This window comes from Rehaibacterium terrae, assembly GCF_014202935.1.
Classification (GTDB): domain Bacteria; phylum Pseudomonadota; class Gammaproteobacteria; order Xanthomonadales; family Xanthomonadaceae; genus Rehaibacterium; species Rehaibacterium terrae.
The window spans coordinates 90,259-114,710 of record NZ_JACHHX010000006.1 but is presented as its reverse complement, the minus strand read 5'-3'; the positions used below and the strand labels follow the sequence as shown (position 1 = coordinate 114,710).

At 69.3% G+C, this 24,452-nt stretch carries 23 protein-coding genes; 17 read left to right on the top strand and 6 right to left on the bottom strand.

What is annotated here, in order from left to right:
* Positions 1-11: 11 nt before the first annotated feature.
* The 5 genes from queA (at position 12) to secF (ending at position 6,178) form a co-directional block, all read left to right on the top strand.
* Positions 12-1,046, top strand: coding sequence for a tRNA preQ1(34) S-adenosylmethionine ribosyltransferase-isomerase QueA (queA, locus tag HNQ58_RS05945; RefSeq protein ID WP_246417100.1), 1,035 nt, complete (start codon positions 12-14; stop codon positions 1,044-1,046).
* A gap of 158 nt (positions 1,047-1,204) precedes the next feature.
* The gene (gene tgt / locus HNQ58_RS05940; RefSeq protein WP_183947952.1) at positions 1,205-2,326 is read left to right on the top strand and encodes a tRNA guanosine(34) transglycosylase Tgt; all 1,122 of its coding nucleotides are present in this window, start codon (positions 1,205-1,207) and stop codon (positions 2,324-2,326) included.
* Positions 2,327-2,895: 569 nt separating this feature from the next.
* Positions 2,896-3,228 (top strand): preprotein translocase subunit YajC, encoded by a 333-nt coding sequence (yajC, locus tag HNQ58_RS05935; RefSeq protein WP_183947950.1) that lies wholly within the window; start codon positions 2,896-2,898, stop codon positions 3,226-3,228.
* A gap of 68 nt (positions 3,229-3,296) precedes the next feature.
* Positions 3,297-5,171, top strand: a complete 1,875-nt coding sequence (gene secD / locus HNQ58_RS05930) for a protein translocase subunit SecD (protein WP_183947948.1) — start codon at positions 3,297-3,299, stop codon at positions 5,169-5,171.
* A gap of 23 nt (positions 5,172-5,194) precedes the next feature.
* Positions 5,195-6,178, top strand: coding sequence for a protein translocase subunit SecF (gene secF / locus HNQ58_RS05925; protein ID WP_183947946.1), 984 nt, complete (start codon positions 5,195-5,197; stop codon positions 6,176-6,178).
* A gap of 306 nt (positions 6,179-6,484) precedes the next feature.
* Here the strand turns inward: secF and HNQ58_RS05920 are convergent, their stop codons facing one another.
* Both HNQ58_RS05920 and HNQ58_RS05915 read right to left on the bottom strand, forming a co-directional pair.
* A complete protein-coding gene (locus HNQ58_RS05920) occupies positions 6,485-7,711 on the bottom strand; it encodes a POTRA domain-containing protein (protein ID WP_183947944.1) in 1,227 nt (408 codons plus the stop codon).
* 304 nt (positions 7,712-8,015) lie between these two features.
* Positions 8,016-8,816, bottom strand: coding sequence for an inositol monophosphatase family protein (locus HNQ58_RS05915; RefSeq protein ID WP_183947942.1), 801 nt, complete (start codon positions 8,814-8,816; stop codon positions 8,016-8,018).
* 126 nt (positions 8,817-8,942) lie between these two features.
* On the opposite strand from HNQ58_RS05915, the gene HNQ58_RS05910 reads away from it, so the two are divergent.
* The 3 genes from HNQ58_RS05910 (at position 8,943) to HNQ58_RS05900 (ending at position 12,805) form a co-directional block, all read left to right on the top strand.
* On the top strand, positions 8,943-9,695 hold the full coding sequence (locus HNQ58_RS05910) for an RNA methyltransferase (RefSeq protein WP_183947940.1): 753 nt from the start codon (positions 8,943-8,945) through the stop codon (positions 9,693-9,695).
* Positions 9,696-9,769: 74 nt separating this feature from the next.
* Positions 9,770-10,693: a phosphate/phosphite/phosphonate ABC transporter substrate-binding protein gene (locus HNQ58_RS05905; RefSeq protein ID WP_409617914.1), complete on the top strand. Its 924-nt coding sequence runs from the start codon at positions 9,770-9,772 to the stop codon at positions 10,691-10,693.
* 3 nt (positions 10,694-10,696) lie between these two features.
* Positions 10,697-12,805 (top strand): putative bifunctional diguanylate cyclase/phosphodiesterase, encoded by a 2,109-nt coding sequence (locus HNQ58_RS05900; RefSeq protein WP_183947938.1) that lies wholly within the window; start codon positions 10,697-10,699, stop codon positions 12,803-12,805.
* Between the two features lie 191 nt (positions 12,806-12,996).
* Here HNQ58_RS05900 and asnB read toward each other — a convergent pair whose 3' ends face one another.
* Together asnB and HNQ58_RS05890 are read right to left on the bottom strand one after the other, a co-directional pair.
* The gene (gene asnB, locus HNQ58_RS05895; protein WP_183947936.1) at positions 12,997-14,667 is read right to left on the bottom strand and encodes an asparagine synthase B; all 1,671 of its coding nucleotides are present in this window, start codon (positions 14,665-14,667) and stop codon (positions 12,997-12,999) included.
* A 171-nt stretch (positions 14,668-14,838) separates the two neighbouring features.
* The gene (locus HNQ58_RS05890; protein ID WP_183947935.1) at positions 14,839-15,444 is read right to left on the bottom strand and encodes an exopolysaccharide biosynthesis protein; all 606 of its coding nucleotides are present in this window, start codon (positions 15,442-15,444) and stop codon (positions 14,839-14,841) included.
* 171 nt (positions 15,445-15,615) lie between these two features.
* Between HNQ58_RS05890 and HNQ58_RS05885 the strand changes: the two genes are divergently transcribed.
* From HNQ58_RS05885 to HNQ58_RS05855, 7 genes are all read left to right on the top strand, one after another.
* Positions 15,616-16,614, top strand: a complete 999-nt coding sequence (locus HNQ58_RS05885; RefSeq protein WP_183947933.1) for a PstS family phosphate ABC transporter substrate-binding protein — start codon at positions 15,616-15,618, stop codon at positions 16,612-16,614.
* Between the two features lie 74 nt (positions 16,615-16,688).
* The gene (pstC, locus tag HNQ58_RS05880) at positions 16,689-17,624 is read left to right on the top strand and encodes a phosphate ABC transporter permease subunit PstC (RefSeq protein ID WP_183947931.1); all 936 of its coding nucleotides are present in this window, start codon (positions 16,689-16,691) and stop codon (positions 17,622-17,624) included.
* Between the two features lies 1 nt (position 17,625).
* Positions 17,626-18,546, top strand: a complete 921-nt coding sequence (gene pstA / locus HNQ58_RS05875) for a phosphate ABC transporter permease PstA (RefSeq protein ID WP_183947928.1) — start codon at positions 17,626-17,628, stop codon at positions 18,544-18,546.
* Between the two features lie 4 nt (positions 18,547-18,550).
* Positions 18,551-19,327 carry a phosphate ABC transporter ATP-binding protein PstB gene (gene pstB / locus HNQ58_RS05870; protein ID WP_183947926.1) on the top strand — a complete coding sequence of 259 codons (777 nt, stop codon included), beginning with the start codon at positions 18,551-18,553 and terminating at the stop codon, positions 19,325-19,327.
* Positions 19,328-19,346: 19 nt separating this feature from the next.
* Positions 19,347-20,078: a phosphate signaling complex protein PhoU gene (phoU, locus tag HNQ58_RS05865; protein WP_183947924.1), complete on the top strand. Its 732-nt coding sequence runs from the start codon at positions 19,347-19,349 to the stop codon at positions 20,076-20,078.
* Between the two features lie 125 nt (positions 20,079-20,203).
* Entirely contained in the window at positions 20,204-20,881 is a 678-nt protein-coding gene (locus HNQ58_RS05860) for a TIGR00153 family protein (RefSeq protein WP_183947922.1), read from the top strand.
* A gap of 3 nt (positions 20,882-20,884) precedes the next feature.
* Positions 20,885-22,132 carry an inorganic phosphate transporter gene (locus HNQ58_RS05855; protein ID WP_183947921.1) on the top strand — a complete coding sequence of 416 codons (1,248 nt, stop codon included), beginning with the start codon at positions 20,885-20,887 and terminating at the stop codon, positions 22,130-22,132.
* 54 nt (positions 22,133-22,186) lie between these two features.
* Here the strand turns inward: HNQ58_RS05855 and HNQ58_RS05850 are convergent, their stop codons facing one another.
* Entirely contained in the window at positions 22,187-22,594 is a 408-nt protein-coding gene (locus HNQ58_RS05850; protein WP_183947919.1) for a hypothetical protein, read from the bottom strand.
* Positions 22,595-22,632: 38 nt separating this feature from the next.
* Here HNQ58_RS05850 and HNQ58_RS05845 point away from each other — a divergent pair, with 38 nt between their 5' ends.
* Positions 22,633-22,983, top strand: coding sequence for an MGMT family protein (locus HNQ58_RS05845; protein WP_183947917.1), 351 nt, complete (start codon positions 22,633-22,635; stop codon positions 22,981-22,983).
* A 117-nt stretch (positions 22,984-23,100) separates the two neighbouring features.
* Here the strand turns inward: HNQ58_RS05845 and HNQ58_RS05840 are convergent, their stop codons facing one another.
* A complete protein-coding gene (locus HNQ58_RS05840; RefSeq protein WP_183947915.1) occupies positions 23,101-23,742 on the bottom strand; it encodes a 2OG-Fe(II) oxygenase in 642 nt (213 codons plus the stop codon).
* 35 nt (positions 23,743-23,777) lie between these two features.
* Here HNQ58_RS05840 and HNQ58_RS05835 point away from each other — a divergent pair, with 35 nt between their 5' ends.
* Positions 23,778-24,443, top strand: a complete 666-nt coding sequence (locus tag HNQ58_RS05835) for a rhomboid family intramembrane serine protease (RefSeq protein WP_183947913.1) — start codon at positions 23,778-23,780, stop codon at positions 24,441-24,443.
* Positions 24,444-24,452: the final 9 nt, after the last annotated feature.

Here is a 24,452-nt window from a genome sequence, read left to right as displayed (position 1 = left end):
TGCCGCCGACCTTGAAGAAATCCGACTTCCATTACGACCTGCCGCCCGAGCTGATCGCGCAGGCGCCGCTGCCCGAGCGCTCCGCCAGCCGCCTGCTGGTGGTGCCGCCGGCGCCGGCGGCGTTCGATGACCGTGGCGTGCGCGATCTGCCGGCGCTGCTGCAGCCGGGCGACCTGCTGGTGTTCAACGACACCCGGGTGATCCCGGCGCGCCTGTTCGGCCGCAAGGCGACCGGCGGGCGGGTCGAGATCCTGATCGAGCGCCTGCTCGGCAGCCACGAGGCCAAGGCCCAGCTGGGGGTGAGCAAGTCGCCCAGGCCGGGGACGCGGGTCGTGCTCGACGCTGGCGGCGAGTTCGAGGTGCTCGGACGCGAAGGCGAGTTCTATCTGTTGCGGCTGCTCGGCGAGGAGCCGCTGGAAAAGCTGCTGCTGCGTGCGGGGCGGCTGCCGCTGCCGCCCTACATCCAGCGCGAGGCCGGTGCCGACGACGCCGAGCGCTACCAGACCGTGTACGCGAAGCAGGTTGGCGCGGTCGCCGCGCCCACCGCCGGCCTGCACTTCGACGAGGCGCTGCTGGATGCGCTGCGGGCACGCGGCGTCGAGTTCGGCCACATCACCCTGCACGTCGGCGCCGGCACGTTCCAGCCGGTGCGCGCCGAGACGGTCGAAGAGCACCGGATGCACAGCGAATGGCTGAACGTAGGCGCCGAGCTGGTCGAGCAGGTGCGTCGAACCCGGGCCCGCGGCGGCCGCGTGGTGGCGGTCGGCACGACCGTGGTGCGCGCGCTGGAGAGTGCGGTGCGTGATGGCGAGCTGCAGCCGTTCGCCGGCGAGACCCGGATCTTCATCTTTCCCGGATACCGCATCCGCTCGATCGACGCGCTGATCACCAACTTCCACCTGCCGGAGAGCACGCTGCTGATGCTGGTCTCCGCCTTTGCCGGCCGCGAGCGCATCCTCGCCGCCTATCGCCATGCGGTCGCGCAGCGCTACCGCTTCTTCAGCTACGGCGATGCGATGCTGCTTTTCCCCGGCCGGGAATCGTAGAAGCGCGTCGTCGCTCCCGCGGAAGCGGTTACCGCAGGATCTTTGCTGACGGGCGAAGTGCTGGATTTTCGGCTTTCGCGGGAACGGCGGCGATGTGATCCTTTCCCGGTTCCCGGTTCCCGATTTCCGATTTCCGATTTCAGACTCACGGCCCGCCCATGTCCCGACTCGCCTTCGACCTCATCGCCACCAGCGGCCAGGCCCGCCGCGGCCGGCTGAGCTTTCCGCGCGGCACGGTGCAGACGCCGGCGTTCATGCCGGTCGGCACCTATGGCTCGGTCAAGGGCGTGTTGCCGACGCAGGTGCGCGAACTGGGCGCGGAGATCATCCTCGGCAACACCTTCCACCTGTACCTGCGGCCCGGGCTGGACGTGATCGCCGCGCACGGCGGACTGCACGGCTTTGCACGCTGGGACGGGCCGATCCTGACCGACTCCGGCGGCTTCCAGGTGTTCTCGCTGGCGCAGCGGCGCAAGATCAGCGAGGACGGCGTCACCTTCGCCTCGCCGGTGGACGGCAGCAAGGTGTTCCTCGGGCCGGAGGAGAGCATGCGCATTCAGCGTGTGCTCGACTCGGACATCGTCATGATCTTCGACGAGTGCACGCCGTACCCGGCCACCGAGAAGCAGGCGCGCGACTCCATGGAGCTCTCGCTGCGCTGGGCCGAGCGCAGCCGGCGCGCGCACGAAGGCAATGACGCGGCGCTGTTCGGCATCGTCCAGGGCGGCGTGTACCCGGCGCTGCGCAGCCGCTCGGCGGCCGGGCTGATCGACATCGGCTTCGACGGCTACGCGGTCGGTGGCCTCGCCGTGGGCGAGCCGGAGGAGGAGCGCAACCGCACGCTGGAGCACATCTGCCCGGAGTTGCCGGCCGATCGGCCGCGCTATCTGATGGGCGTGGGCCGGCCCGAGGACATCGTCGAGGCGGTGGCGCGCGGCATCGACATGTTCGACTGCGTGATGCCGACCCGCAACGCCCGCAACGGCCACTACTTCACCCGCTTCGGCACGGTGCGCATCCGCAACGCGAAATACGAGACCGATACCCGGCCGATCGACCCCGAGTGCGCCTGCCACGCCTGCGCCTCGGGCTTCAGCCGCGCCTACCTGCGCCACCTGGACCGCTGCAACGAGATCCTCGCCTCGGTGCTGGGCACCATCCACAACCTGCACTACTACCAGCAGCTGATGCGCGAGATCCGCGCCGCCATAGACGCCGGCCGGTTCGAGGATTTCCGCGCCGCCTTCCACGCCGCGCGGGCGGCCGGGAAGGGGGCGTAGGAGCAACTGTCTTCTTATCCCCCCGTCTTCGGTGCCCACGGCGTGTAGCGCCGCCAGGCTCGCGTGCCTGTGGGTCTCTCGCGACCTGACCGGCTTTTCAGGCCGGTTGTTCCGTGCGCTTGCGGGTTTGTCGCGATCTGGCCGGCGCGTAGCGCCGGCCAGATCGCGGCGGAACCAGCCCGCGCGTGCAGGAGCGGTTTCAGCCGCGACCTGAACGCAACAGCGAAGATTCAGCCACGGATCTGCGCGGATGGGCACGGATGAAACCGATTCGAAGTCTCATCCGCGTCTGGCCGCGCACATCCGTGGCCAAAGGCTGCTGCTGTTCCCGGGCATCCGGTCGCGGCTGAAGCCGCTGCTACAGCAGGGCGACGCTGTGGGTGACTGCGACCGTCTGTGCGGGAGCCGCCAAGGCGGCGATGCGCGAACCGCCGGACGGCCGATCGCGGCCATGGCCACCGCCACGGGAAGTCCTTGCTGCCGCCGCCTTCCCGATCCGGCCATGCGGGCATCCGGCCGCCGTGGCATACTGCGTGACTTTCGTTGACCGGACAACCACAGGCAAGCCCATGAACCTGCTCGATTTCTTCATCTCCCCGGCTTATGCGCAGGCCGCCGCCGAACCCAATCCGTGGCAGCCGCTGATCATGCTCGGCCTGTTCTTCGTGGTGTTCTGGTTCTTCCTGATCCGGCCGCAGATGAAGCGCGCCAAGGAACACCGCGAGCTGGTCTCCAAGCTGGCCAAGGGCGACGAGGTGATCGCCGCCGGCGGCATCGCCGGCCGCATCGACGACCTGTCCGAGAGTTTCGTGACGCTGGAGATCGCCGAGGGCGTCAAGGTCAAGGTGCAGCGCGGCGCCGTGCAGACGGTGCTGCCCAAGGGCACGCTCAAGTCGGCTTGAAGCTGCACCGAGCCATCCCCATCCCGACAATTCCGGCCGCCACGGCGGCCGTTAGCGGCTGATCGCCCATGCTCGAGTTTCCCCGCTGGAAGTACGCACTGGTCGTGCTGGTCGTCCTGGTCAGCATCGTCTACGCCATCCCCAACATCTATCCGCAGGATCCCGCGGTCCAGATCACGCCCAACCGCGGCGCGGTCGTCGACGAGGCGCTGAAGGAGCGCGTGCAGGGCGTGCTGGAACGCGCCGGGCTGACGCCCAAGAGGATCGATGTCGGTCCGGACAGCCTGCTGGTGCGGCTGGATCATCCCGACACCCAGCTGCGGGCCGCCGACCTGATCCGCGAGGAGCTGGGCAACCGCTACACGGTGGCGCTCAACCTCGCCTCGACCGTGCCGGACTGGCTGGTCGCCATTCGCGCCACGCCGATGCTGCTCGGCCTGGACCTGCAGGGCGGCGTGCATTTCCTGATGGAGGTCGACCAGCGCGCCGCGCTGGAACAGCGCGAGAACGGCTTCGCCGACGACATCCGCGCGCTGCTGCGCGACAACCGCGTGCCTTATACGGCGGTCAACCGCGGTCCGAACGGCATCCTGATCCAGCTGCGCGACGCCGCCGACCTCGACCGTGCCCGCAGCCTGATCGCCCGCGACCTGCCCGAGCTGCTGCTGCAGACCACGACGACCGAGGAGGGGGCGGCCCTGGTGGCGCGCATCAGCGAGGCCGAGCTCAAGACCATCATCGACAACGCCATCGAGCAGAACGTCGGTACCCTGCGCAACCGCATCAACGAGCTGGGTGTGGCCGAGCCGATCATCCAGCGCCAGGGTGCCAACCGGATCGTGGTGCAGTTGCCCGGCGTGCAGGACACCGCACAGGCCAAGAAGGTGCTCGGCGCCACCGCCACCCTGGAGTACCGCGCCGTGGTCGACGGCGACGCCTATGCCGCCGCCCAGACCGGCCGCGTGCCGCCCGACGCGCGTCTTTACTACCAGCGTCGCACCGGCGCCGACGGCCGGCCGATCCCGGTGCTGCTGTCGCGGCGCATCATCGCCTCCGGCGATCAGCTGGTCGACGCCCGCTCCGGCTTCGATCCGCAGGACGGTTCGCCGATGGTCTCGGTGACGCTGAACAACGTCGGCGGCCAGCGCATGCTGGAGTTCACCCGGGAGAACGTCGGTCGCGGCATGGCGGTCGTGTTCATCGAGCGCACGCCCGAGGTCCGCATCGTCGACGGCCAGGAGGTGCGCACCACCCGCGTCACCGAGGAGGTCATCTCGGTCGCCACCATCCGCGGCGTGTTCGGCAAGCGCTTCCAGACCACCGGTCTGGAGAGCCCGCGCGAGGCCGCCGAGCTGGCCCTGCTGCTGCGCGCCGGCTCGCTGGCCGCGCCGGTGGACATCGTCGAGGAGCGCGTGATCGGCCCGTCGCTGGGCAAGGAGAACATCGAGGCCGGCGCCATGGCGATCACGATGGGCTTCCTGCTGGTGTGCGCGCTGATGATCGTCTACTACAAGCTGTTCGGCCTGATCTCGGTGGTGGCGCTGTTCACCAACCTGACCCTGCTCTGTGCCGCGCTGAGCTTCATCGACGCCACCCTGACCATGCCCGGCATCGCCGGCATCGTGCTCACCCTGGGCATGGCGATCGACGGCAACGTGCTGATCTGCGAACGCATCCGCGAGGAGCTGCGCATGGGCAACACGCCGGTGGCCAGCATCAAGGCCGGCTACGAGCGCGCCTGGACGGTCATCCTCGATTCCAACGTCACCAAGGTGATCGCCGCCATGGCCCTGTTCTCGTTCGGCACCGGGCCGATCCGCGGCTTCGCCGTGGTGCTGTTCTTCGGCGTGCTGACCTCGATGTTCACTTCCGTCGTCGTGAGCCGCGCCATCGCCACGGCGATCTACGGCCACGGCCGCCGCGTCAAGACCGTGTCGGTCTGACGGGCTGATCGGAGACGACCCAGATGGAATTCTTCAATCCGAACAGCAACGTCAACTTCATGGGCATCCGCCGGGTGTCGGTGACGATCGCCCTGTTGCTGATGCTCGGCTCGATCGTGGCGATCGCCACCAAAGGCCTGAACCTGGCGCTGGATTTCACCGGCGGCACCTTGGTCGAGGTGGTGTACGACAAGCCGGTCGAGCAGTCCGAGGTGGTGGATGCGCTGCAGGCCGGCGGCTTCCGCAATCCCCTCGTGCAGCGCTTCGATTCGACCAGCTTCGCCATCCGGCTGTCGCCGGAGCATTCGGCGGCGGCGGTCGAGGAACTGCTGACCGAGGACGAAGAGACCAGCATCGATGCGCGCAACGCCGCGGTCGGCCAATTGGTGCTGGACACACTTCGCGCCGGCGGCCACGAGGTCACCATCAAGCGCAGCGAGTACGTCGGTCCGCAGGTCGGCCGCGAGCTGGCCTACAACGGCATCGTCGCGGTGTTCGTGGTGCTCACCGGCATCATGATCTACATCGCCATGCGCTTCGAGTGGAAGTTCGCCCTCGCCACGGTGATCGGCGAAATCCACGACGTGGTGGTGACGCTGGGCTTCTTCGCGATCATGGGCCTGGACTTCGATCTGGCCGTGCTGGCGGCGATCCTGGCGGTCGACGGCTACTCGGTGAACGACAAGATCGTGGTGTTCGACCGCGTGCGCGAACTGTTCCGCTCGACCCGCGCCTCGGACAGCGTGCAGGTGCTGAACAAGGCCATCAACAGCACCCTGTCGCGCACGATCATGACCTCGGTGACGACCCTGCTCACCGCAGTGGCGCTGTACCTGTTCGGCGGCCCCACGCTGGAAGGCTTCTCGCTGGCGCTGATCGTCGGCATCGTGGTCGGCACCCTGTCGACGATCTTCTACGCCACCCCGGTGCTGCTGTGGCTGGGCGTCACCAAGCAGGACCTGATGCCCAAGGCGCGCGACGAGGCCGAGCTGGCCCGCCGCCCGTAAGCCGCTCACGCCGGCTGCCCCGCGAGACCCGCCCGCGTGGCGGGTCTTCGCATTTTCGCGAGGCGTTCCGGGATGTGTTGCAGTCGTGAGAGTGGCGTGCGCCGCGACCGGATGCCCGGAGGCAGCAACGCTCTTTGCCGCGGATTTGCGCGGATGAACACGGATCACGCTGGCTCAAAGCCTTGTCTGCGCGCATCCGCGCAGATCCGAGGCTGAAATGCTTTGCCGGCGCCGAATCTGCCGGTCACGGCTTGCGTCGATGCATCCGTTTGCAGTTTCCGTGGTCTCCGCGGCCCGCCTTCGCCATCAATTGCCGCGGGCGAAGAAGCGCGCGCCGTCGCCGCCGCGCAGCGGGTAGGCGATGCCGGCCTCGATCTCGATGTCGACGAACCAGGTCAGGCGGATGCGCACGCCCAAGCCCACGCTGGCGTAGGGCCCGCCCTCGCGGCGGCCGAGCACGGCGTCATCGGTGCCACCGGCCTCGGCCACGGCGAGCAGACGCAGCCAGTTGCGGCCGAGCGGCCGGAGATACTCGGCGGCGATGTGCCAGTAACGCTGGCCTTCGAGCCAGTCCGATTCGTAACCGCGCAGCCGGGAGGCGCCGCCGAGGCTGAAGGCGTTGCGGCTGCGCGGGCCGTCGGCATACCAGCCCCCGTCGGCGATCAGGTGCAGGGTCTGGTGCGGGGTGTCGCCCAGCGGCCGGTACTCGATGTAGCGGCCGGTCAGGCGGGTGTAGCCGTAGTCGGACAGCAACGCGTCGCTGGCGGTTTCCAGCCGCGTGACGAAGCGGCGGCCGCTCTCGCTGTAGACGTTGAAGCGGACGTCGTGGAAGTCCGCGCTGAGCACCGCCGCGAGCGCCTCGCCGTCCGACGGCGGGGCGAACTCGCCCTCGGCGCGCTGCGTCTGCCACAGCAGGCCGCCGCCGAAGGTCCAGCCGCGCCGCGGGCGGCGCCAGCTCAGGTCGCGCGACAGATGCAGTTCGGCGTGATGGAAGGTTTCCTCGAAGCTGCCGGTCTGGCCCGGGTTGACCCGCTCCAGCCGGCCGATGCTGGTGGACAGGTTGTAGGGGGTGTCGAAGACGTAGGGGGCGGTGTACGCCAGGCGCGCCGTGCGCTCGCGTTCGCGATTGAGATCGTCGCGGAAACGGCCCTGCTCGATGTACACGTTCATGCTGTGATTGAGGCCGCCGATGTTGCTCCAGCGCAGCTGGCCGCCGTAGCTGTAGTCGCGGTCGGTGCTGGTGTCGGCGCGCGGGATCGGCAGCACGTAGCGCTTCTCGCGCACGTGCACGTCCAGCGCCACGCCGTCGGCTTCGGGAACCTGCTCGATCCGGACCTCGCGGAACAGGCCGAGATCGAGGATGGCCTGGCGGCTGCGCGCGATCCGGTCGGGGTCGGCGGGGTCGCCCGGGCGCAGGTTCATCTCGCGCAGCATCACCTCCGGCCGGGTGACGGCGTTGCCGGCGAAGCGGATCTCGGTGACCCGCGGTGTCTCGGCCGCGGCGGCACCGGCCGAGCCCAGCAAGAACAGCAAGAACAGCAATGCTCCCGAGCGCATGTCACTCCCTGTCTGCGAATCAGGCCCGACTGTGAGTCTATGTCGGTGCGCTACCGCGGAGGAACAGTGGAGTGGTGCCCGGTGGCGGCACGCGACCGACGCACCCGGGGGTGGTGAAGGGGCGGTCTGCGCGGGCGCCTCGGCGGCGCGAATCCGTGGCCGGCCTGGTCGTGCCCGGGTGCCGTGCGATGGAAGAGCAACATGGATCCCGGCTTGCGCCGGGATCGGGATGACGATGCTTCGATGCCCTTTCCCGAGTCCCGAGTCCCGGATCCCGCTCTCAGTCGAACGCCGCGGCGTAACCGCTCTGCACGATGACCTTCTGCAGGGCGTCAGCGACCTTGAGGTTGCCGGCGATGATCTGGCCGTTGCGCATGAAGTCGCTGCCGCCGCGGTAGTCGCAGACGCGGCCGCCGGCCTCGCGCACCAGCAGCAGCCCGGCGGCGATGTCCCAGGGCTGCACGCCGGCCTCGAAGTAGCCATCGGCCCGTCCGCAGGCGACGTAGGCCAGGTCGAGCGCGGCCGAGCCGGTGCGGCGCACGTCCTCGGCGGTCTCCAGCAACGTCTTGACGGTGTCGAGCTGGATGCCGGCGCGCTTGCGCTCGCGTGGCGGAAAGCCGGTGATCAGCAGGCTGCCGGCGAGATCACGGCGCTCGGCGACGCGGATCTTCCTGTCGTTGAGCAGGGCGCCGGCGCCCTTGCTGGCGGTGAACAGCTCGTTGCGCAGCGGATCGAACACCACGCCGTGGATCGGCTCGTGGCCTTCGAGCAGGGCGATGGAGACGCAGAAGTGCGGCAGCCCGCGCAGGTAATTGCTGGTGCCGTCGAGCGGGTCGATCACCCAGGTGTGGCGGGACTTGCCCTGCTGGCCGCTCTCCTCGGCGAGGAAGGCGTAGTCGGGGAAGGCGCGCTTGAGCTCGCGTATGATCTCGGCCTCGGCGAGCGCATCGACTTCGCTGGCATAGTCCTGGCGGGCCTTCTCGACGACGTTGAGGCTGTCGAGCCGGCTCATGTAGCGCAGGATCAGGGTGCCGGCCTGACGGGCCGCCTTGACCATGACGTTGACTGCAGGCTTCTGCATGCGCGCACCGTGGAAAGATGAAAAGAGCGGGGCGGCCGCTGGCCGCAGGCGGCGCATTCTAGCAGCCGCCCGTTGGCTGCGTCCTGCCCGGCCCGATGCCCGACCCGAACCGAACCACCCCGAGCCATGTCATTTCTCGATTCCATCCGCTTCGTCCTGGTCGGCACTCAGCACCCCGGCAACATCGGCAGCGCCGCGCGCGCGATGAAGACGATGGGGCTGGGCTGGCTGACGCTGGTCGCGCCCGAGCAGTTCCCGCATCCCGAAGCGGTCGCGCTGGCGGCCGGCGCCGACGACCTGCTGGCGGCGGCGACAGTCCACCCGACGCTGGAGCCGGCGCTGGCCGACTGCCGCTACGTGCTCGGCTGCACCGCCCGCAGCCGCACCGTGCGTCTGCCCGAATACAGCCCGCGCGAGGCGGCGGCAAGGCTGCGCGAGGCCGCCGGGCAGGGGCCGGTGGCGCTGCTGTTTGGCCGTGAACGTACCGGCCTGACCAACGAGGAGTTGCAGCGTTGCCACGCGGCCGTGCACATTCCGGCGAATCCCGCGTTCAGTTCGCTCAACCTGGCGGCCGCCGTGCAGGTGCTGGCTTACGAGTTGCGGCTGGCGGCGCTCGAGCGGGACGGGGCCGGAGCCGCCGTCGCCGAGCGCGCGGAGCCGCCGGCCACCCAGGCCGAGCTGGAGGGCTTGTTCGCACACCTGTCCGAGACGCTGGACGACATCGATTTCCACAAGGGCCGCGCGCCGGAGATGGTGATGCAGCGGCTGCGGCGGCTGTTCCTGCGCGCCGATCCCGACCAGCGCGAGGTGCGCATCCTGCGCGGCATCCTCAGCGAGGTCCAGCGGATGGCGCGGCTGGCCGGGCGCAGGGCGCCCTGAGCGGCTATCGCGGCCCGGTCCGGATGGGGTAGGCTGGGCGCCGTTTTCCTGCAACCCCGGCTCGCACAGACGTGGTGTCGAAGCTCCTCCTCGCCCTGACTCGCACGTTGGTGCTGGCGCTGCCGCTTTGCGCCGGCACGGCCAAGGCGGGCGATGACGAAAGCCTGCTGGTGCTCGGCCGCATCAGCGACAACCCCAAGCGGCATTACGAACAGCTCAAGCCGCTGCTCGACTACGTGGTGCCGCGGATGGCCGATGTCGGCATCCGCGAGGGCCGCATCCTGATGGCCCGCGACGCCCAGCAGATGCAGAGCTATCTGCGTCGCGGACGGGTCGACTGGGTGACCGAAACCGCGGCGATGGCCTCGATCCTGCAGGAGCGCGCCGGCGCCCGCCCCCTGCTGGCCACCGAGCGCGACGGCGTGCGTCTGTACCGGACCGTGTTTTTCGCCCGCCGCGACAGCGGCATCCGCACGCTCGGGGATCTGCTCGGCCGCAGCATCGCCTTCCAGAGCCCCTCCTCGACCAGCGCCTACTTCGCTCCGGCGATGGCGCTGCTGCAGGCGGGCCTGCCGCTGGAAATCATGCTCTCGCCGCGGGACCGGCCCGAGTCCGGCGGGGTCGGCTACGTCTTCGCCCGCAGCGAGAGCAACATCGCCGCCTGGGTGCACAAACGGGTGGTCGATGCCGGCGCCTTCAGCAATCTCGACTGGGAGGATCTGGAGCGCATGCCCGACCGCTTCCGCGAGGACCTGACGATCATCGGCGAGACCGAGCCGTATCCGCGCGCGGTGGAGCTGGTGCGCACCGGCCTGCCGGTCGCGGTCGAGGCGCGCCTGCGCGAGGTGCTGTTGGCCGCGGCCGACGATCCGGCCGGTCAGGAGGCGCTGCGCAGCTTCTTCCAGACCAACCGTTTCATCGAGATCGACGGCGACACGGCGCAGGCGCTGGAACGGTTGCGGGCCGGCGTGCGTCGGGTCAGGGCGGAGCTGGAGTAGGGCATGCGTTACGGCTTGCAGGCGCGCGTGCTCACCATCCTGGCCCTGGTGTTGGGGACCGCGCTGGTGGTGCTGGCGGCGTTGTGGTGGCAGTACGAGGACAGCCAGGAAGAGCTGGCCGGCATCGGTCGCGAGGCCGTGCACGAGCTGGCGATGGAGGGCCTGCGCCGGCGCGGCGCGGCGCTGTCCAGCCAGCTCGCCGAAGCGATCGCCAACCCGCTCTACTACTTCGACCTCGACACGATCGGGGAACTGAGCCGGTCCGTATTGCGGCAGCCTGACGTCGCCTACGTGATCGTCTTCGACGCCGAGGGCCTGGTCGTGCACGACGGTTCGAGCGACATCCCGGGGTATGGCCAGCCGATGGACGACCCGTTCGCTGCCGGCGCCATCGCCGCGCAGTCGCTGCGGGTGCAGTGGTCGGCCGAGACGATGGACGTGACCCAGCCGATCTTCATCGGCGACGAGCGCATCGGCGGTGTGCGTCTCGGTTTCTCGCTCGCCGTGGTCGGCGAGCAGCAGTCGCGCGCCGATGCCTTGCTGCGGCAGGGGCTGGGCGCCATCGCCCAGCGCAATCTGTACTGGCTGGCCGCGCTGCTCGCCGCGCTGACCGCGCTCGGCGTGGCGGTGCTCGTGCTGGTGTCGCGCGGCCTGGTGCGGCCGATACGCCAGCTGGCCGAGGCGGCGCGGGCGGTCGAGATCGGGCGTTACGAGCGGGTCCAGCTCGACACTCGCCGCGGCGACGAGCTGGGCGACCTGATCCGCGCCTTCAAACGGATGAGCGAGAGCGTGGACCGCCACGACCGCGACATCCGCCGCATGGCCTACGGCGACAGCCTGACCGGTCTGCCCAACCGGCTGGCCTTCCGCGAGTTGCTCGACCAGCGCCTGCTGACCTTGCAGGCCAGCGGCGGCGAGCTGGCACTGCTGTTCCTCGACGTGGACGACTTCAAGCGCGTCAACGACACCCTCGGCCACGATGCCGGCGACGAAGTGCTGGCGCAGTTCGCCACCCGCATCCGCCAGTGCGTGGAGCGGATCGGCGGCGATGGCGCCGAGGTGGCGCGTTTCGGCGGCGACGAGTTCGTCGCCCTGATCCTCGGCCAGGACATGCGCGCCACGGCCAGCCGTCTGGCCGATGCGATCATCCTGGAGTTGCAGCAGCCGATCGAGGTGCTGGGTCGCGAGGTTTTCCTCGGTGCTTCGGTGGGCATCACCCTGTTCCCGCACGATGCGGCCGGCGCCGGGCTGCTGCTGAAGAACGGCGACATCGCCATGTACCAGGCCAAGGTCGCCGGCAAGAACTGCTACCGCTTCTACAGCAAGGCGATGAACCAGGCGGTGGAGCGGCGCGTTCAGATGGAGCAGGATCTGCGCGGCGCCTGGGAGCGCGGCGAACTGAGTCTGCACTACCAGCCGGTATTCCGGCTCGCCGACGGGGCCCTGGTCGGTGCCGAGGCGCTGTTGCGCTGGCAGCACCCGCTGCACGGCGTCATTCCGCCAGCGGTGTTCATCGACGTGGCCGAACAGAGCGGGCTGATCGAGGCGCTCGGTCGCCACGTGCTGGCCCGCGCCTGTGAAGACGCGCAGCGCTGGCAGGTGGAGCAAGGCGAGGCGCCGTTCGTGTCGGTCAACATCTCCGCGCGCCAGCTGCGCGGCGGCGATCTGCCCGAGGTGGTGGCCGCCACCCTGAAGGACTCCGGCCTGGCGCCGGAACGGCTGCACATCGAGCTGACCGAGACCGCCGTGCTCGGAGACGAGGTGCAGGCCAGCGCCCTGCTGTCACGGTTGCGCGCCCTGGGCGTGAAGATCTGGCTGGACGACTTCGGTACCGGTTTTTCCGGACTGAGCCACCTGCGCCGGGTGCCGGTGGACGGCGTGAAGATCGATCGCAGCTTCGTCGCCGACGTGCTGCGCGATCCCGACGACCTGGCGCTGACCTCCGCCATCATCGCCATGGCCCACTCGCTCGGCATCACCGTGGTGGCCGAGGGTGTGGAGAACGAAGGCCAGTACGCGGTGCTGCGCGAGCGCAACTGCGACCTCGCCCAGGGCTTCTGGCTGGGGCGGCCGATGGCGATGCAGGAGCTGATGCGCCGGCTGGCGGGCTGAGCGGTTGCTCCGCGGCGGGCAGGCAGGGCGGGAAAGCGGAAAGAGCCAAAGCACGCACGGAGTAAGCAGAGAACAACAGGAGCAGAACGGAGACAATCGACTCATCTCCGCCTTCTCCGATTGTTCTCCGCATCCTCCGTGCGTGCTTTTCGGCTTTGTGGCGGTGCCGGGAAAGGCGGCTCAAAGGCGGCTCAGTAGGCCTGCCGGTGCACGCTGCGTACCGCGCGGCCGGACGGGTCGAGCACGGCCTTGAGCGACGGGTCCCACTCCAGCGCGGCGGCGGTGGAGCAGGCCACCGACGGGCCGCCCGGCACGCACTGCGCGGCCCACGGTTGCGGGAAGTGGCGCTCGAAGATCTCCCGGTACAGGTACGCCTCCTTGGTCTGCGGCGTGTTGTGCGGGAAGCGGTAGCCGGCATTGGCCAGCTGCCGGTCGCTCACCCTGGCCTCGGCATGCGCCTTGAGCGAATCGATCCAGGCGTAGCCGACGCCGTCGGAGAACTGTTCCTTCTGCCGCCACAGCACGCTGTCGGGCAGGTAGCCGGCGAAGGCCTCGCGCAGGAGCTGCTTCTCGATCCGGCCGCGCTGGCTGCCCGAGAGCTTCGCTTCCGGGTCCAGCCGCATCGCGACATCGATGAAGCGGCGGTCTAGGAAGGGCACACGCGCTTCCACGCCCCAGGCCGCCATCGCCTTGTTGGCGCGCAGGCAGTCGTACAGGTGCAGCTGGTCGAGCTTGCGCACCGTCTCCTCGTGCAGCGCACGGGCATCGGGGGCCTTGTGGAAGTACAGGTAGCCGCCGAACAGCTCGTCCGAGCCTTCGCCGGAGAGCACCATCTTGATGCCCATGGCGCGGATCCGTCGCGCCATCAGGTACATCGGCGTGGAGGCGCGCACGGTGGTGACGTCGTAGGTTTCCAGGTGGTGGATGACGTCGTCCAGGGCGTCCAGCCCCTCCTGCACGGTGAAATGCAGCTCGTGGTGGATGGTGCCGATGTGGGCGGCGACCTCGCGCGCGGCCTTCAGGTCGGGCGCGCCTTTCAGGCCGATGGCGAAGCTGTGCAGCTGCGGCCACCAGGCCTCGGTCTTGCCGTCCTCCTCGACCCGGCGTGCCGAGTATTTCTTGGCGATGGCGGCGATCAGCGAGGAATCCAGCCCGCCGGACAGCAGCACGCCATAGGGAACGTCGCTCATCAGGTGGCTCTTCACCGCCGCTTCCAGCGCGCTGCGCAGCGTGGCGCGGTCGGCCGGGCGACCCGCGACCGCCGCATACTCGCGCCAGTCGGGCCGGTAGTAGCGCTGCGGCTCGGGCTGGCCGCTGGCCCAGACGTGGCCGGGCGGGAATTCCTGCGCCTCGCGGCAGACCGGGGCCAGCGCCTTCAGCTCGGAGGCGAAGTACAGGTTGCCGTGTTCGTCGCGACCGAAATAGAGCGGAATGATGCCGATCGGGTCGCGCGCCACCAGCCAGCGGCCGGCCTCGGCGTCCCACAGCACGAAGGCGAACATGCCCTCCAGTTCGTCGACGAAACCGGCGCCGCGCTCGCGGTACAGCGGCAGGATCACCTCGCAGTCGGAGTGGGTCTGGAAGCCGTACTCGCCCTCGAAGCGGGCGCGCAGGACACGGTGGTTGTAGATCTCGCCGTTGACCGCCAGCGCCTGCTTGCCGTCGGGGCTGAGCAGCGGCTGCGCGCCACTGTCCACGCCGACGATGGCCAGCCGCTCATGGACCAGGATGGCGCGGCCGTCGGCATACACGCCGGACCAGTCCGGGCCGCGGTGGCGCATGCGCCGGGACAGCTCCAGCGCGCGGGCGCGCAGCGGCACGGGGTCGGTCTGGAGTTCGAGGATGCCGAGGATCGAGCACATGCGCGGGGCGGTCGGTGATGGGGGCGACCGGCTGATTGTTGTGCATCGCAACAGGAATTGCACTTGCCCGACCTGGCCTGGCTCGCCCCGGCTTCGGCGGGTGGGGGAGGGGCGCTGGCTCGCGCCGGGGTGACGATCTTTCGAGGCTCTTTCCCGGGACCCGGGTCCCCTTCAGGCCAGCATCCGTCCGACCCAGCCCGCGGCCGCCTCCGAGGCCAGCAGGAAGACGCCGATCACCCCGCCGCCGAGCAGCCAGGCGACGCTCAGCAACAGCCCGTCGCGCTCGATCAGGGCGACGCTGTAGAGCAACAGCAGCAGGCCGAAGGGGTAATTGGTGAACGGGATCGGCAGCGCCAGCAGAAAGCCCAGCGCCAGCAGCAGGGCGCCGGTCAGGCACAGGGCGAGGGGGTGGGTGACCAGCACCTCCCAGCGCGGCCGCACCAGACGCTCCAGTCGCCGCAGCAACGGCTCGCTGCGTCGCAGGAAGCGGGCCACGGTCTCGCGCTGCGGCCCCCGCGTGCGCAGGCCGCGTGGCAGCCAGGGCTGATGGAAGGCCAGCAGCAGCTGCAGGCCGACGAGCATCACCAGCGGTCCGGCGATCGCGCCCACGCCGAGCGGCAGCGGAATGAAGGCGGGCAGGGTGGCGGCCAGCAGCAGCACGCCGAACGCCCGCTCGCGGAAACGTTGCAGCAGGTCGGCCAGTGCCAGGCTGTCGGCGGGTTCGCCACGGGCGGTTTCGCGCAGCAGGTCCAGGGTGGTGGGGTGGCGGGGGCGCATGGTCCGGTAGTCTGTCCGGCCGGCTCTTTACCCCGGTTGAACCGGGCTGGGCGCGGTCCGGTGTGCTGTCACACAACCGAAACATTACTGAAATATTGTTCTCCGCGGCCTGGACCCGTCCGGCGCGGGCCGCCCCGCAGACTCCCTTCCGTTTGCCCTGGAGAACATCCGATGAAACTCAAGAACAGCCTGATCGCCCTGACGGCCGCCGCGGCCCTGGCCGGCTGCGCCGAGCGTGCCGAGCGCGTGCTGATCAGCATCGACGGCTCGAGCACGGTCTACCCGGTGACCGAGGCGGTGGCCGAGGAGTTCATGGATACGCGTCGCGGCCAGGTGCAGGTGACCGTCGGCGTGTCCGGCACCGGCGGCGGCTTCAAGAAGTTCTGTCGCGGCGAGACCGCCATCTCCAACGCCTCGCGGCCGATCCTCGAAGAGGAAATCGCGGCCTGCAAGGCGGCCGGCGTGGAGTACATCGAGCTGCCGGTGGCTTTCGACGCACTGACCGTGGTGATCCACCCGGACAACACCTGGGCCGAGGAGCTGACCGTGGCCCAGCTCCGGACCATGTGGGAGCCGGACGCGCAGGGCCGGATCAACAACTGGAACCAGATCGACCCGTCCTTCCCCGATGCGCCGCTGAACCTGTTCGGCGCCGGCGCCGACTCGGGCACCTTCGACTACTTCACCGAGGCGGTGATGGGCAAGGCCAAGTCCAGCCGCGGCGACTTCACCGCCAGCGAGGACGACAACGTGCTGGTCACCGGTGTCGCCCAGGACCGCAACGCGCTGGGCTTCTTCGGGTACGCCTACTACGAGGAGAACGCCTCGCGCCTGAAGGCGGTGCGGATCAAGCTGGACGATGACGCGCCTGCGGTCGGCCCCTCGATGCAGACGGTGATGGACGGCACCTACCAGCCCTTCTCGCGTCCGATCTTCATCTATGTCAACGCCAAGGCCGCCGCCGAGCGTCCGGAAGTGCGTGAGTTCGTGGAGTTCTACCTGACCGAGGCGATCGACCTGATCAAGGAGGTCAAGTACATCCCGCTGCCGCCGCGTGCCTATGAGCTGGCCCGTGAGAAGTTCCGCGCCGGCAAGGTCGGCACCGTGTTCGAGGGGCATTCGGAGATCGGCGTGCGCATCGAGGACCTGTTGCAGCGCGAAGCGCGCTGAGCCGGAACGGAATACGGTCATCTGGACGCGGCATCTTCGGGTGCCGCGTCCTGCCGCAGGGGATCCCCCAACCGATGTCCAACCAAACTTCCAGTCAGGTCGCCGCGCCGGCGCGCCGTTTCGTGCCCAGCCCGTGGCGCAAGCTGCGCGAACGGGCGATCGAGGCGCTGCTGTTCCTGGCGGCATTCTCGGCGGTCGCGATCACCGCGGCCATCGTGATCATCCTGGTCTACGAGTCGGCTGCCTTCTTCGAGCACGTCCCGCTGTGGACGTTCCTGACCGACACCCAGTGGACGCCGCTGTTCGAGAACGCCCGCTACGGCATCCTGCCGCTGGTGGCCGGCACCCTGACCACCAGCCTGATCGCGCTGCTGGTGGCCGTGCCGCTGGGCACGATCACCGCGATCTACCTCAGCGAATTCGCCAGGCCGCGGGTGCGCGAGGTGGTCAAGCCGATCCTGGAGCTGATCTCCGGCGTGCCGACGGTGGTGTTCGGCTACTTCGCGCTGCTGTTCGTCACGCCACTGCTGCAGAAGTTCATCCCCGGCCTGCCCGGCTTCAACATGCTCGGCCCGGGCATCGTGATCGGCATCATGATCATTCCCTACATCAGCTCGCTGTCCGAGGACGCGATGCGCGCGGTGCCGATGCACCTGCGCGAGGCCAGCTACGGCATGGGCGCCAGCCGTTTCCAGACCGCGGTGCGGGTGGTCACCCCGGCGGCGCTGTCGGGCATCGTCGCTTCGTACATCCTCGGCATCTCGCGTGCGGTCGGCGAGACGATGGTCGTCGCCATCGCCGCCGGCCAGCAGCCCAACCTGACCTTCAACCCGACCGAGGCAGCGGCGACCATCACCGCCTTCATCGTGCAGGTGGCGATGGGCGACCTGCCGCATGGTTCGATCGGCTACCAGAGCATCTTCGCCGCCGGCCTGACCCTGTTCGTGATCACCCTGGTGTTCAACCTGATCGGCCACTGGATCCGCAAGCGCTGGCGGGAGGCGTACTGAGATGGCGCTGAAACCGGAAGAAATCCGCGCCCTGATCGGGCGCCACAAGCTCAAGGACATGGCCTTCGAGATGCTGGGCCTGATCGTCATGCTGGCCGCACTGCTGGTGCTCACCGCCCTGTTCGCGCAGCTGGTGATCGATGGCGCGGGGCGGCTGAGCGTCGATTTCTTCACCAGCTTCCCGTCGCGGCGCGCGGCGCAGGCCGGCATCCTGTCGGCCTGGGTCGGCAGCTTCCTGGTGATGCTGGTGACCGCGTTGGCGGCGGTGCCGGTCGGCGTGGCCGCGGGCGTATGGCTGGAGGAGTACGCGCCGAAGAACCGGATCTCGGAGCTGATCGAGATCAACGTCAGCAACCTGGCCGGCGTGCCCTCGATCATCTACGGCCTGCTCGCGCTCGGCCTGCTGGTGTACCAGCTCAACCTCGGCGAGAGCATCCTGACCGCGGGCCTGACCCTGGCGATGCTGATCCTGCCGATCGTGATCGTCTCCACCCGCGAGGCGATCCGCGCCGTGCCGCAGTCGATCCGCGAGGCCAGCTACGGCCTGGGCGCCTCGAAGTGGCAGACGGTGAGCAACCACGTGCTGCCGTACTCGGCGGCAGGCATCCTCACCGGCGTGATCATCGGCCTGTCGCGCGCGATCGGCGAGACCGCACCGATCATCACCATCGGCGCGTTGACCTTCATCGCCTTCCTGCCGCCGGCGCCGGTCACGGCCACGCCGCCGTTCCTCAACTTCGAATGGCTGTTCTCGCCGTTCACGGTGATGCCGATCCAGATGTTCAACTGGGTCTCGCGCCCGGATCCGGCCTTCCATGCCAACGCCGCCGCCGCCGGCATGGTGCTGGTGGCGATGACCCTGCTCATGAACGCCTGCGCGATCTGGCTGCGCTACCGCGCCCGCCAGCGCATCAAGTGGTGACCCGATGACTGCCCACAACGCTACCTGCAAGGCCGAGGTCCGCAACCTCAACTTCTATTACGGCGACTTCCGCGCGCTCAAGGACGTCAGCTTCAAGGTCGCCGAGAAGGAAGTGACCGCGCTGATCGGTCCGTCCGGCTGCGGAAAGTCCACCCTGCTGCGCTGTTTCAACCGGATGCACGACCTGTATCCGGGCAGCCGCTACGAGGGCGAGATCCGGCTGTTTCCGGACGACGTCAACCTGCTGCACAGCTCGGTCGATCCGATCGAGACGCGCATGCGCATCGGCATGGTGTTCCAGAAGCCCAATCCGTTCCCGAAGTCGATCTTCGAGAACGTGGCTTACGGGCTGCGCATCATGGGCGAGAAGCGCCCGGCGGTGCTGGCCGAGAAGGTCGAGAAGGCGCTGCGCGACGCCGCGTTGTGGGACGAGGTCAAGGACCGTCTGCACTCGCTGGCGACCAGCCTGTCAGGCGGTCAGCAGCAGCGGTTGTGCATCGCCCGCACCCTGGCCACCGAGCCGGAGATCCTGCTGTTCGACGAGCCGACCTCGGCGCTGGACCCGATCGCCACGGCCAACATCGAGGAGCTCATCATGGAGCTCAAGCGGCAGGTGACGATCCTGATCGTCACCCACAACATGCAGCAGGCCGGCCGCGTGTCGAAGTACACCGCGTTCATGTACCTTGGGGAACTGGTGGAGTTCGGCGAGACCGAGCAGATCTTCACCAAGCCGGCCAAGGAACAGACCGAGAACTACATCACCGGCCGCTTCGGCTGAGCCGGGAGGGCAGACCACCATGTCGATCACCCACAGCGCCCACACCCTCAAGAAGTTCGACGAGGAGCTGGCCACCCTGCGCGACCTCGTCCTCAAGATGGGCGGCCTGGTCGAGGACCAGGTCTCGCGCGCGGTCGGCGCGCTCGAGCGCGGCGAGCCCTCGGTCGCCCTGGAGGTCGTCGAGCGCGACCGCGATGTCGACCGGATGGAGATCCGCGCCGACGAGGAGGTCGCCCAGCTGCTCGCCCTGCGCACGCCGCTCGGCGTCGATCTGCGCACCGTGCTGACGCTGTCCAAGACCGTCAACGACCTGGAGCGCATCGGCGACGAGGCCAAGAAGATCGCCAAGGCGGCGATCCGGCTCGACGAGGGCCGTGAGGAGCACGGCGGCGTGCCGGGGCTGGCCCACGTCTCCACCACCGCCCGCTACGCGCTGAGCATGCTGCACGGCGCGCTCGACGCGCTGGTGCGGCTGGACCTGGAGCGCGCCCGCCAGGTCGGCGAGGAGGACGACCGGCTCGACGATGCCTACGACGCGGCCTTGGCCGATCTCAAGGCGCAGATGGCCAGGGAGCCGGGCTCGATCGGTGCTTCGGTGCACGTCATGTTCGCCCTCAAGGCGCTCGAGCGCATCGGCGACCACGCCAAGAACGTGGCCGAGTACGTGTTCTATCTGGTCGAAGGCCGCGACGTGCGCCATCCCAAGGCCAACCCGGCGATGAACCCGGACGCCGGCGGCAAGGGCGAGTAGCCCGCCGCTCCGGCCCGGTCCGACAGGCTCCGGGCCTCGCCCGGGGTTTCGCCGTCCCCGCCTGTCCCGGATAATTGCGGTCCCGGCGTCGCTCCCGACGCCGCATCCGCCTGGGGAAGTACGGCATGGCCGGCAGTTTCGTCGCCAACATCTTCGGTCGCTCGCCCGTGCGGCCGTTGCAGAACCACATCGCCAAGGCCGCCGCCTGCGCGCGCGAGCTGGTCCCGTTCCTGCAGGCCGCGCTGGCCGGCGACTGGGAGTCGGCCGCCGCCGCCCGCGAGCGCATCCAGCAGCTCGAACACGAGGCCGACGAGCTCAAGAAGCAGATCCGCCTGAACATGCCCGGCGGGTTGTGGATGCCGGTACCGCGCGCCGACCTGCTCGACCTGCTGATGATCCAGGACCGCGTCGCCAACACCGCCAAGGACGTGTCCGGGCTGGTGATCGGACGCAGGATGAGCTTCCCGGCCGACGTGGCCGAGCCGCTGACCGCCCTGGTCAGCCGCTGCGTCGACGCGGTGAACCAGGCCGAGCGCAGCGTCAACGAGCTCGACGAACTGTTCGAGACCGGCTTCCGCGGCGCCGAGGCCAAGCTGGTCGAGTCGATGATCGACCAGCTCGACGCCATCGAGGACGACACCGATCGCCTGCAGATCGAGGTCCGCGCGCGTCTGTTCGCGCAGGAGAAATCGCTGCCGCCGGTGGACGTGGTGTTCATGTACCAGGCGATCGAATGGATCGGCGAAGTCGGCGACTTCGCCCAGCGGGTCGGCAGCCGCCTGCTCCGGATGCTGGCGCGCTGATCCATGGACACGATGACCCTCTACATCGTCCTGGCGGCGATCTTCGGCCTGTACATGGCCTGGGCCCTGGGCGCCAACGACGTGGCCAACGCGATGGCCACCTCCACCGGCGCCAAGGCGATCTCCTTCAAGCAGGCGCTGATCATCGCCGCAGTCTTCGAGTTCGCCGGCGCGGTACTGGCCGGCGGCGCGGTCACCTCGACCATCCGCAGCGGCATCGTCGACACCAGCCTGTTCGTGGACGACCCCGAGCTGCTGATCTTCGGCATGCTGGCCTCGCTGCTGGCCGCGGCCGCCTGGCTCAATCTCGCTTCGGCCATGGGCTGGCCGGTGTCCACCACCCACTCGATCGTCGGCGCCATCGTCGGCTTCGCCGCGGTCGGCGTGGGCATGGACTACGTGCACTGGAACAAGGTCGGCACCATCGTGATGAGCTGGGTGGTGTCGCCGCTGGTGGCCGGCACCATCGCCTTCATGATCTTCCGCAGCGTGCAGCTGCTGATCTTCGACCGCGAGGACCCGCTGCGACAGGCGCGCCGCTGGGTGCCGGTCTACATGTTCCTGACCGCCTTCAACATCACCCTGGTGACGCTGATCAAGGGCCTGCAACATGTCGGCCTCAAGCTCGGGCCCAGCCAGACGATCCTCTCCGCCGTCACGGTCGGCATCGTGGTCGCCATCGTCGGCAAGCTGATCATCGACCGCATCCGGGTCGAGCCCGGCGCCGACCACCAGTTCCACTACGCCACCGTCGAGCGCGTGTTCGGCGTGCTGATGGTGGTGACGGCCTGCGCGATGGCCTTCGCCCACGGCTCCAACGACGTCGCCAACGCCATCGGCCCGGTGGCAGCGGTGATTTCGGTGGCGACCACCGGCATGGTCGAGCAGCGTGCGACCGTCTCGCCGCTGATCCTGCTGCTCGGTGGTGGCGGCATCGTGCTCGGCCTGGCCACCTACGGACGCAAGGTGATGCGCACGGTCGGCGAGAAGATCACCGCGCTCACCCCGAGTCGCGGCTTCGCCGCCGAGCTGTCGGCGGCCACGACCATCGTGGTGGCCTCGGGCACCGGCCTGCCGATCTCGACCACGCACACGCTGGTCGGCGCGGTGCTGGGCGTCGGCCTGGCGCGCGGCATCTCGGCGATCAACCTGTACGTGATCCGCGATATCTTCCTGTCCTGGATCGTCACCGTCCCGGCCGGCGCGCTGCTGGCAGTGGTGTTCTTCTTCGTACTGAGGGCGGTGCTGTGATCCCGCGGGCGGCTCCGGCCGCTTCTGCGGATCCCCGAAGTCCGAGGCCTGGCGCTACAGCAGATCCCCGCCCGCCGACAGCATGCGCTCCATGTTGTCGCCGACGCCACCGATTTCCAGGATCAGGCGGTCGACTTCGGCGGCGGTGAGCGCCTCGTAGGGGCGGTTCTCGCACAGGTGCAGATAGGGCACGCCGTCGAGATCGCTGATGGCGAGGTAGCCGACCCGGCTCTCCCAGTTGAAGACCAGTGCGCGGCGGGTGTCCAGGCCGGTGATCGGCGCCACCGCCGTGCTCACGCGCAGGTAGCTGCGGCCGTCCTCGTTCTCCAGCTCGGCCAGGAAGATGCTCTGGTGGCGGGTGCCGTTCTCGAGCGAGAGTTCGACGCACACCAGGTAGGGCTCGCTGGCGGTCACCCGGTAGTTGGCGGCGACGTGGGTGCGGATCTGTTCGAAGTTCTGCATGGGAGCGTCTCGGGCGAGTGCCGGTATGCTACCGCCCGATGCCAGCAAAGTCTCCCGCCGGGCGCGCGGCCGCCGCCATTCTCGCCGTGGTGCGCGCCATTCCCCGCGGCCAGGTGGCCGGCTACGGCGAGGTCGCACGCCGTGCCGGCCTGCCGGGCCGCGCGCGGCTGGTCGCACGCATCCTCGCCGGCAACGACGACCCGACCCTGCCCTGGCATCGCGTACTGCGCGCGGACGGGCGCATCGCCTTCCCGCCGGACAGCGCCGGATTCCGCGAACAGTCGCGCCGTCTGCGGGCGGAGGGCGTGCGCGTCGAGAACGGCCGCGCGCGGCGGCCGCGCACGGCGGCGGATCTCGATGCGCTGCTGTGGGCGCCCGAAGAGCGGTAGAGGCGCCGCGGAGGATGCGTCGAGGCCGCAGAACGGATGCGCGCCGGAGCGGCGGAGGCCGCGCCCGCAAAAAACCGTTCCCTGGCGATCTCTGCGATTCCCCTGCGGCCTCTGCGGTCACGCCCGCAGCGGATCCAGCGGCCGCCGCCGGAACCAGCCGGCGATGCTGTAGCGCGGGATGCGCGTGACCAGCACTTCATGCTCGATCCGGTCGGAGAGGAACAGCACGGCGTGGCCGAACCGCGGCGGCAGGTCGCGTTCGCCTTCCGGCAGGAACAGCCGCAGTTCGCCGCCATCACCGGGTCGCCAGTCGGGATTGAGGTACAGCACCAGCGACAGGGTGCGGCTGTCGTCGTCGCGGAAGCGGTCGAGGTGCCGGGTGTAGCGCGCGCCGGGCGGGTAGAGCGCGTAGTGCGCCTCCAGCGACGCCAGGCCGAGCAGCAGTCGACGGTTCAACGCGGTGAGCAGCGCGTCCATCCCGGCGAGGAAATCGCGCGCCGGTGCGCCGCAGGCCGGGTCGTCGAGCCAGCAGGTGGCGTCGCCGCGCAGATCGTGCCGGGCCTGGTGTCCTCTGCCGCGGCCGATGCCGGCCGGACGAAGCCGGCCGGTACTTGCCAGGGCATCGGCCTCTGCGCGAAGCCGATGCAGCAGGGGCGGCGGGAAGGCGTCCTCGAGCGCGGCCCAGCCCTGGGCGGCCAATGCGTCGCAGGCCGCGTCGATGGCGGTTTCGGGGAGCGGCAGCCGGGCGCGGTCGGACATCCGGCTATGATAGCGGCGAGCCGAAAGGAGTCCGCATGTTCGACAACCTGCCCCCCGTCACCAAGGCGCTGCTGCTGAGCAACGGCGCGGTGTTCCTGCTGCAGCTGCTGCTGGGCAACGAGTTCTTCCTCCATTTCATGCTGTGGCCGCTCGGCGACTACCCCTTGGGCATGGGCCAGGTCGGCAACCTGTTCCTGCCCTGGCAGCTGGTGACCTACGGCTTCCTGCACGGCGGCTTCGGGCACCTGTTCTTCAACATGCTGGCGCTGTTCATGTTCGGCGCGCCGCTGGAGTACACATGGGGGCAGCGCCGGTACGCGATCTTCTTCTTCTCCTGCGTGGTCGGCGCCGGCGTGATCCAGCTGATCGTCGGCACGCTGGCGGTGCAGCAGGGCTATGGCGCCTATCCCACCATCGGCGCCTCCGGCGGCGTGTACGGCCTGCTGCTCGGCTACGGCATGCTGTTCCCGCGCCAGCGGGTGATGCTGTTGTTCCCGCCGATCCCGATGCAGGCGCGCACGCTGGTGATCGTGTTCGGCGCGCTGGCGCTGTTCCTCGGGGTCACCGGCACCCAGCAGGGCGTGGCGCACTTCGCCCACCTGGGCGGCATGCTGTTCGGCTTCCTGCTGATCCAGTACTGGCGCGGCCGCTGGCCGTTCAGTCCACCGCGTGGCCGGGGCGGGCCGTGGCGGCCGCACTGAAGCGACAGG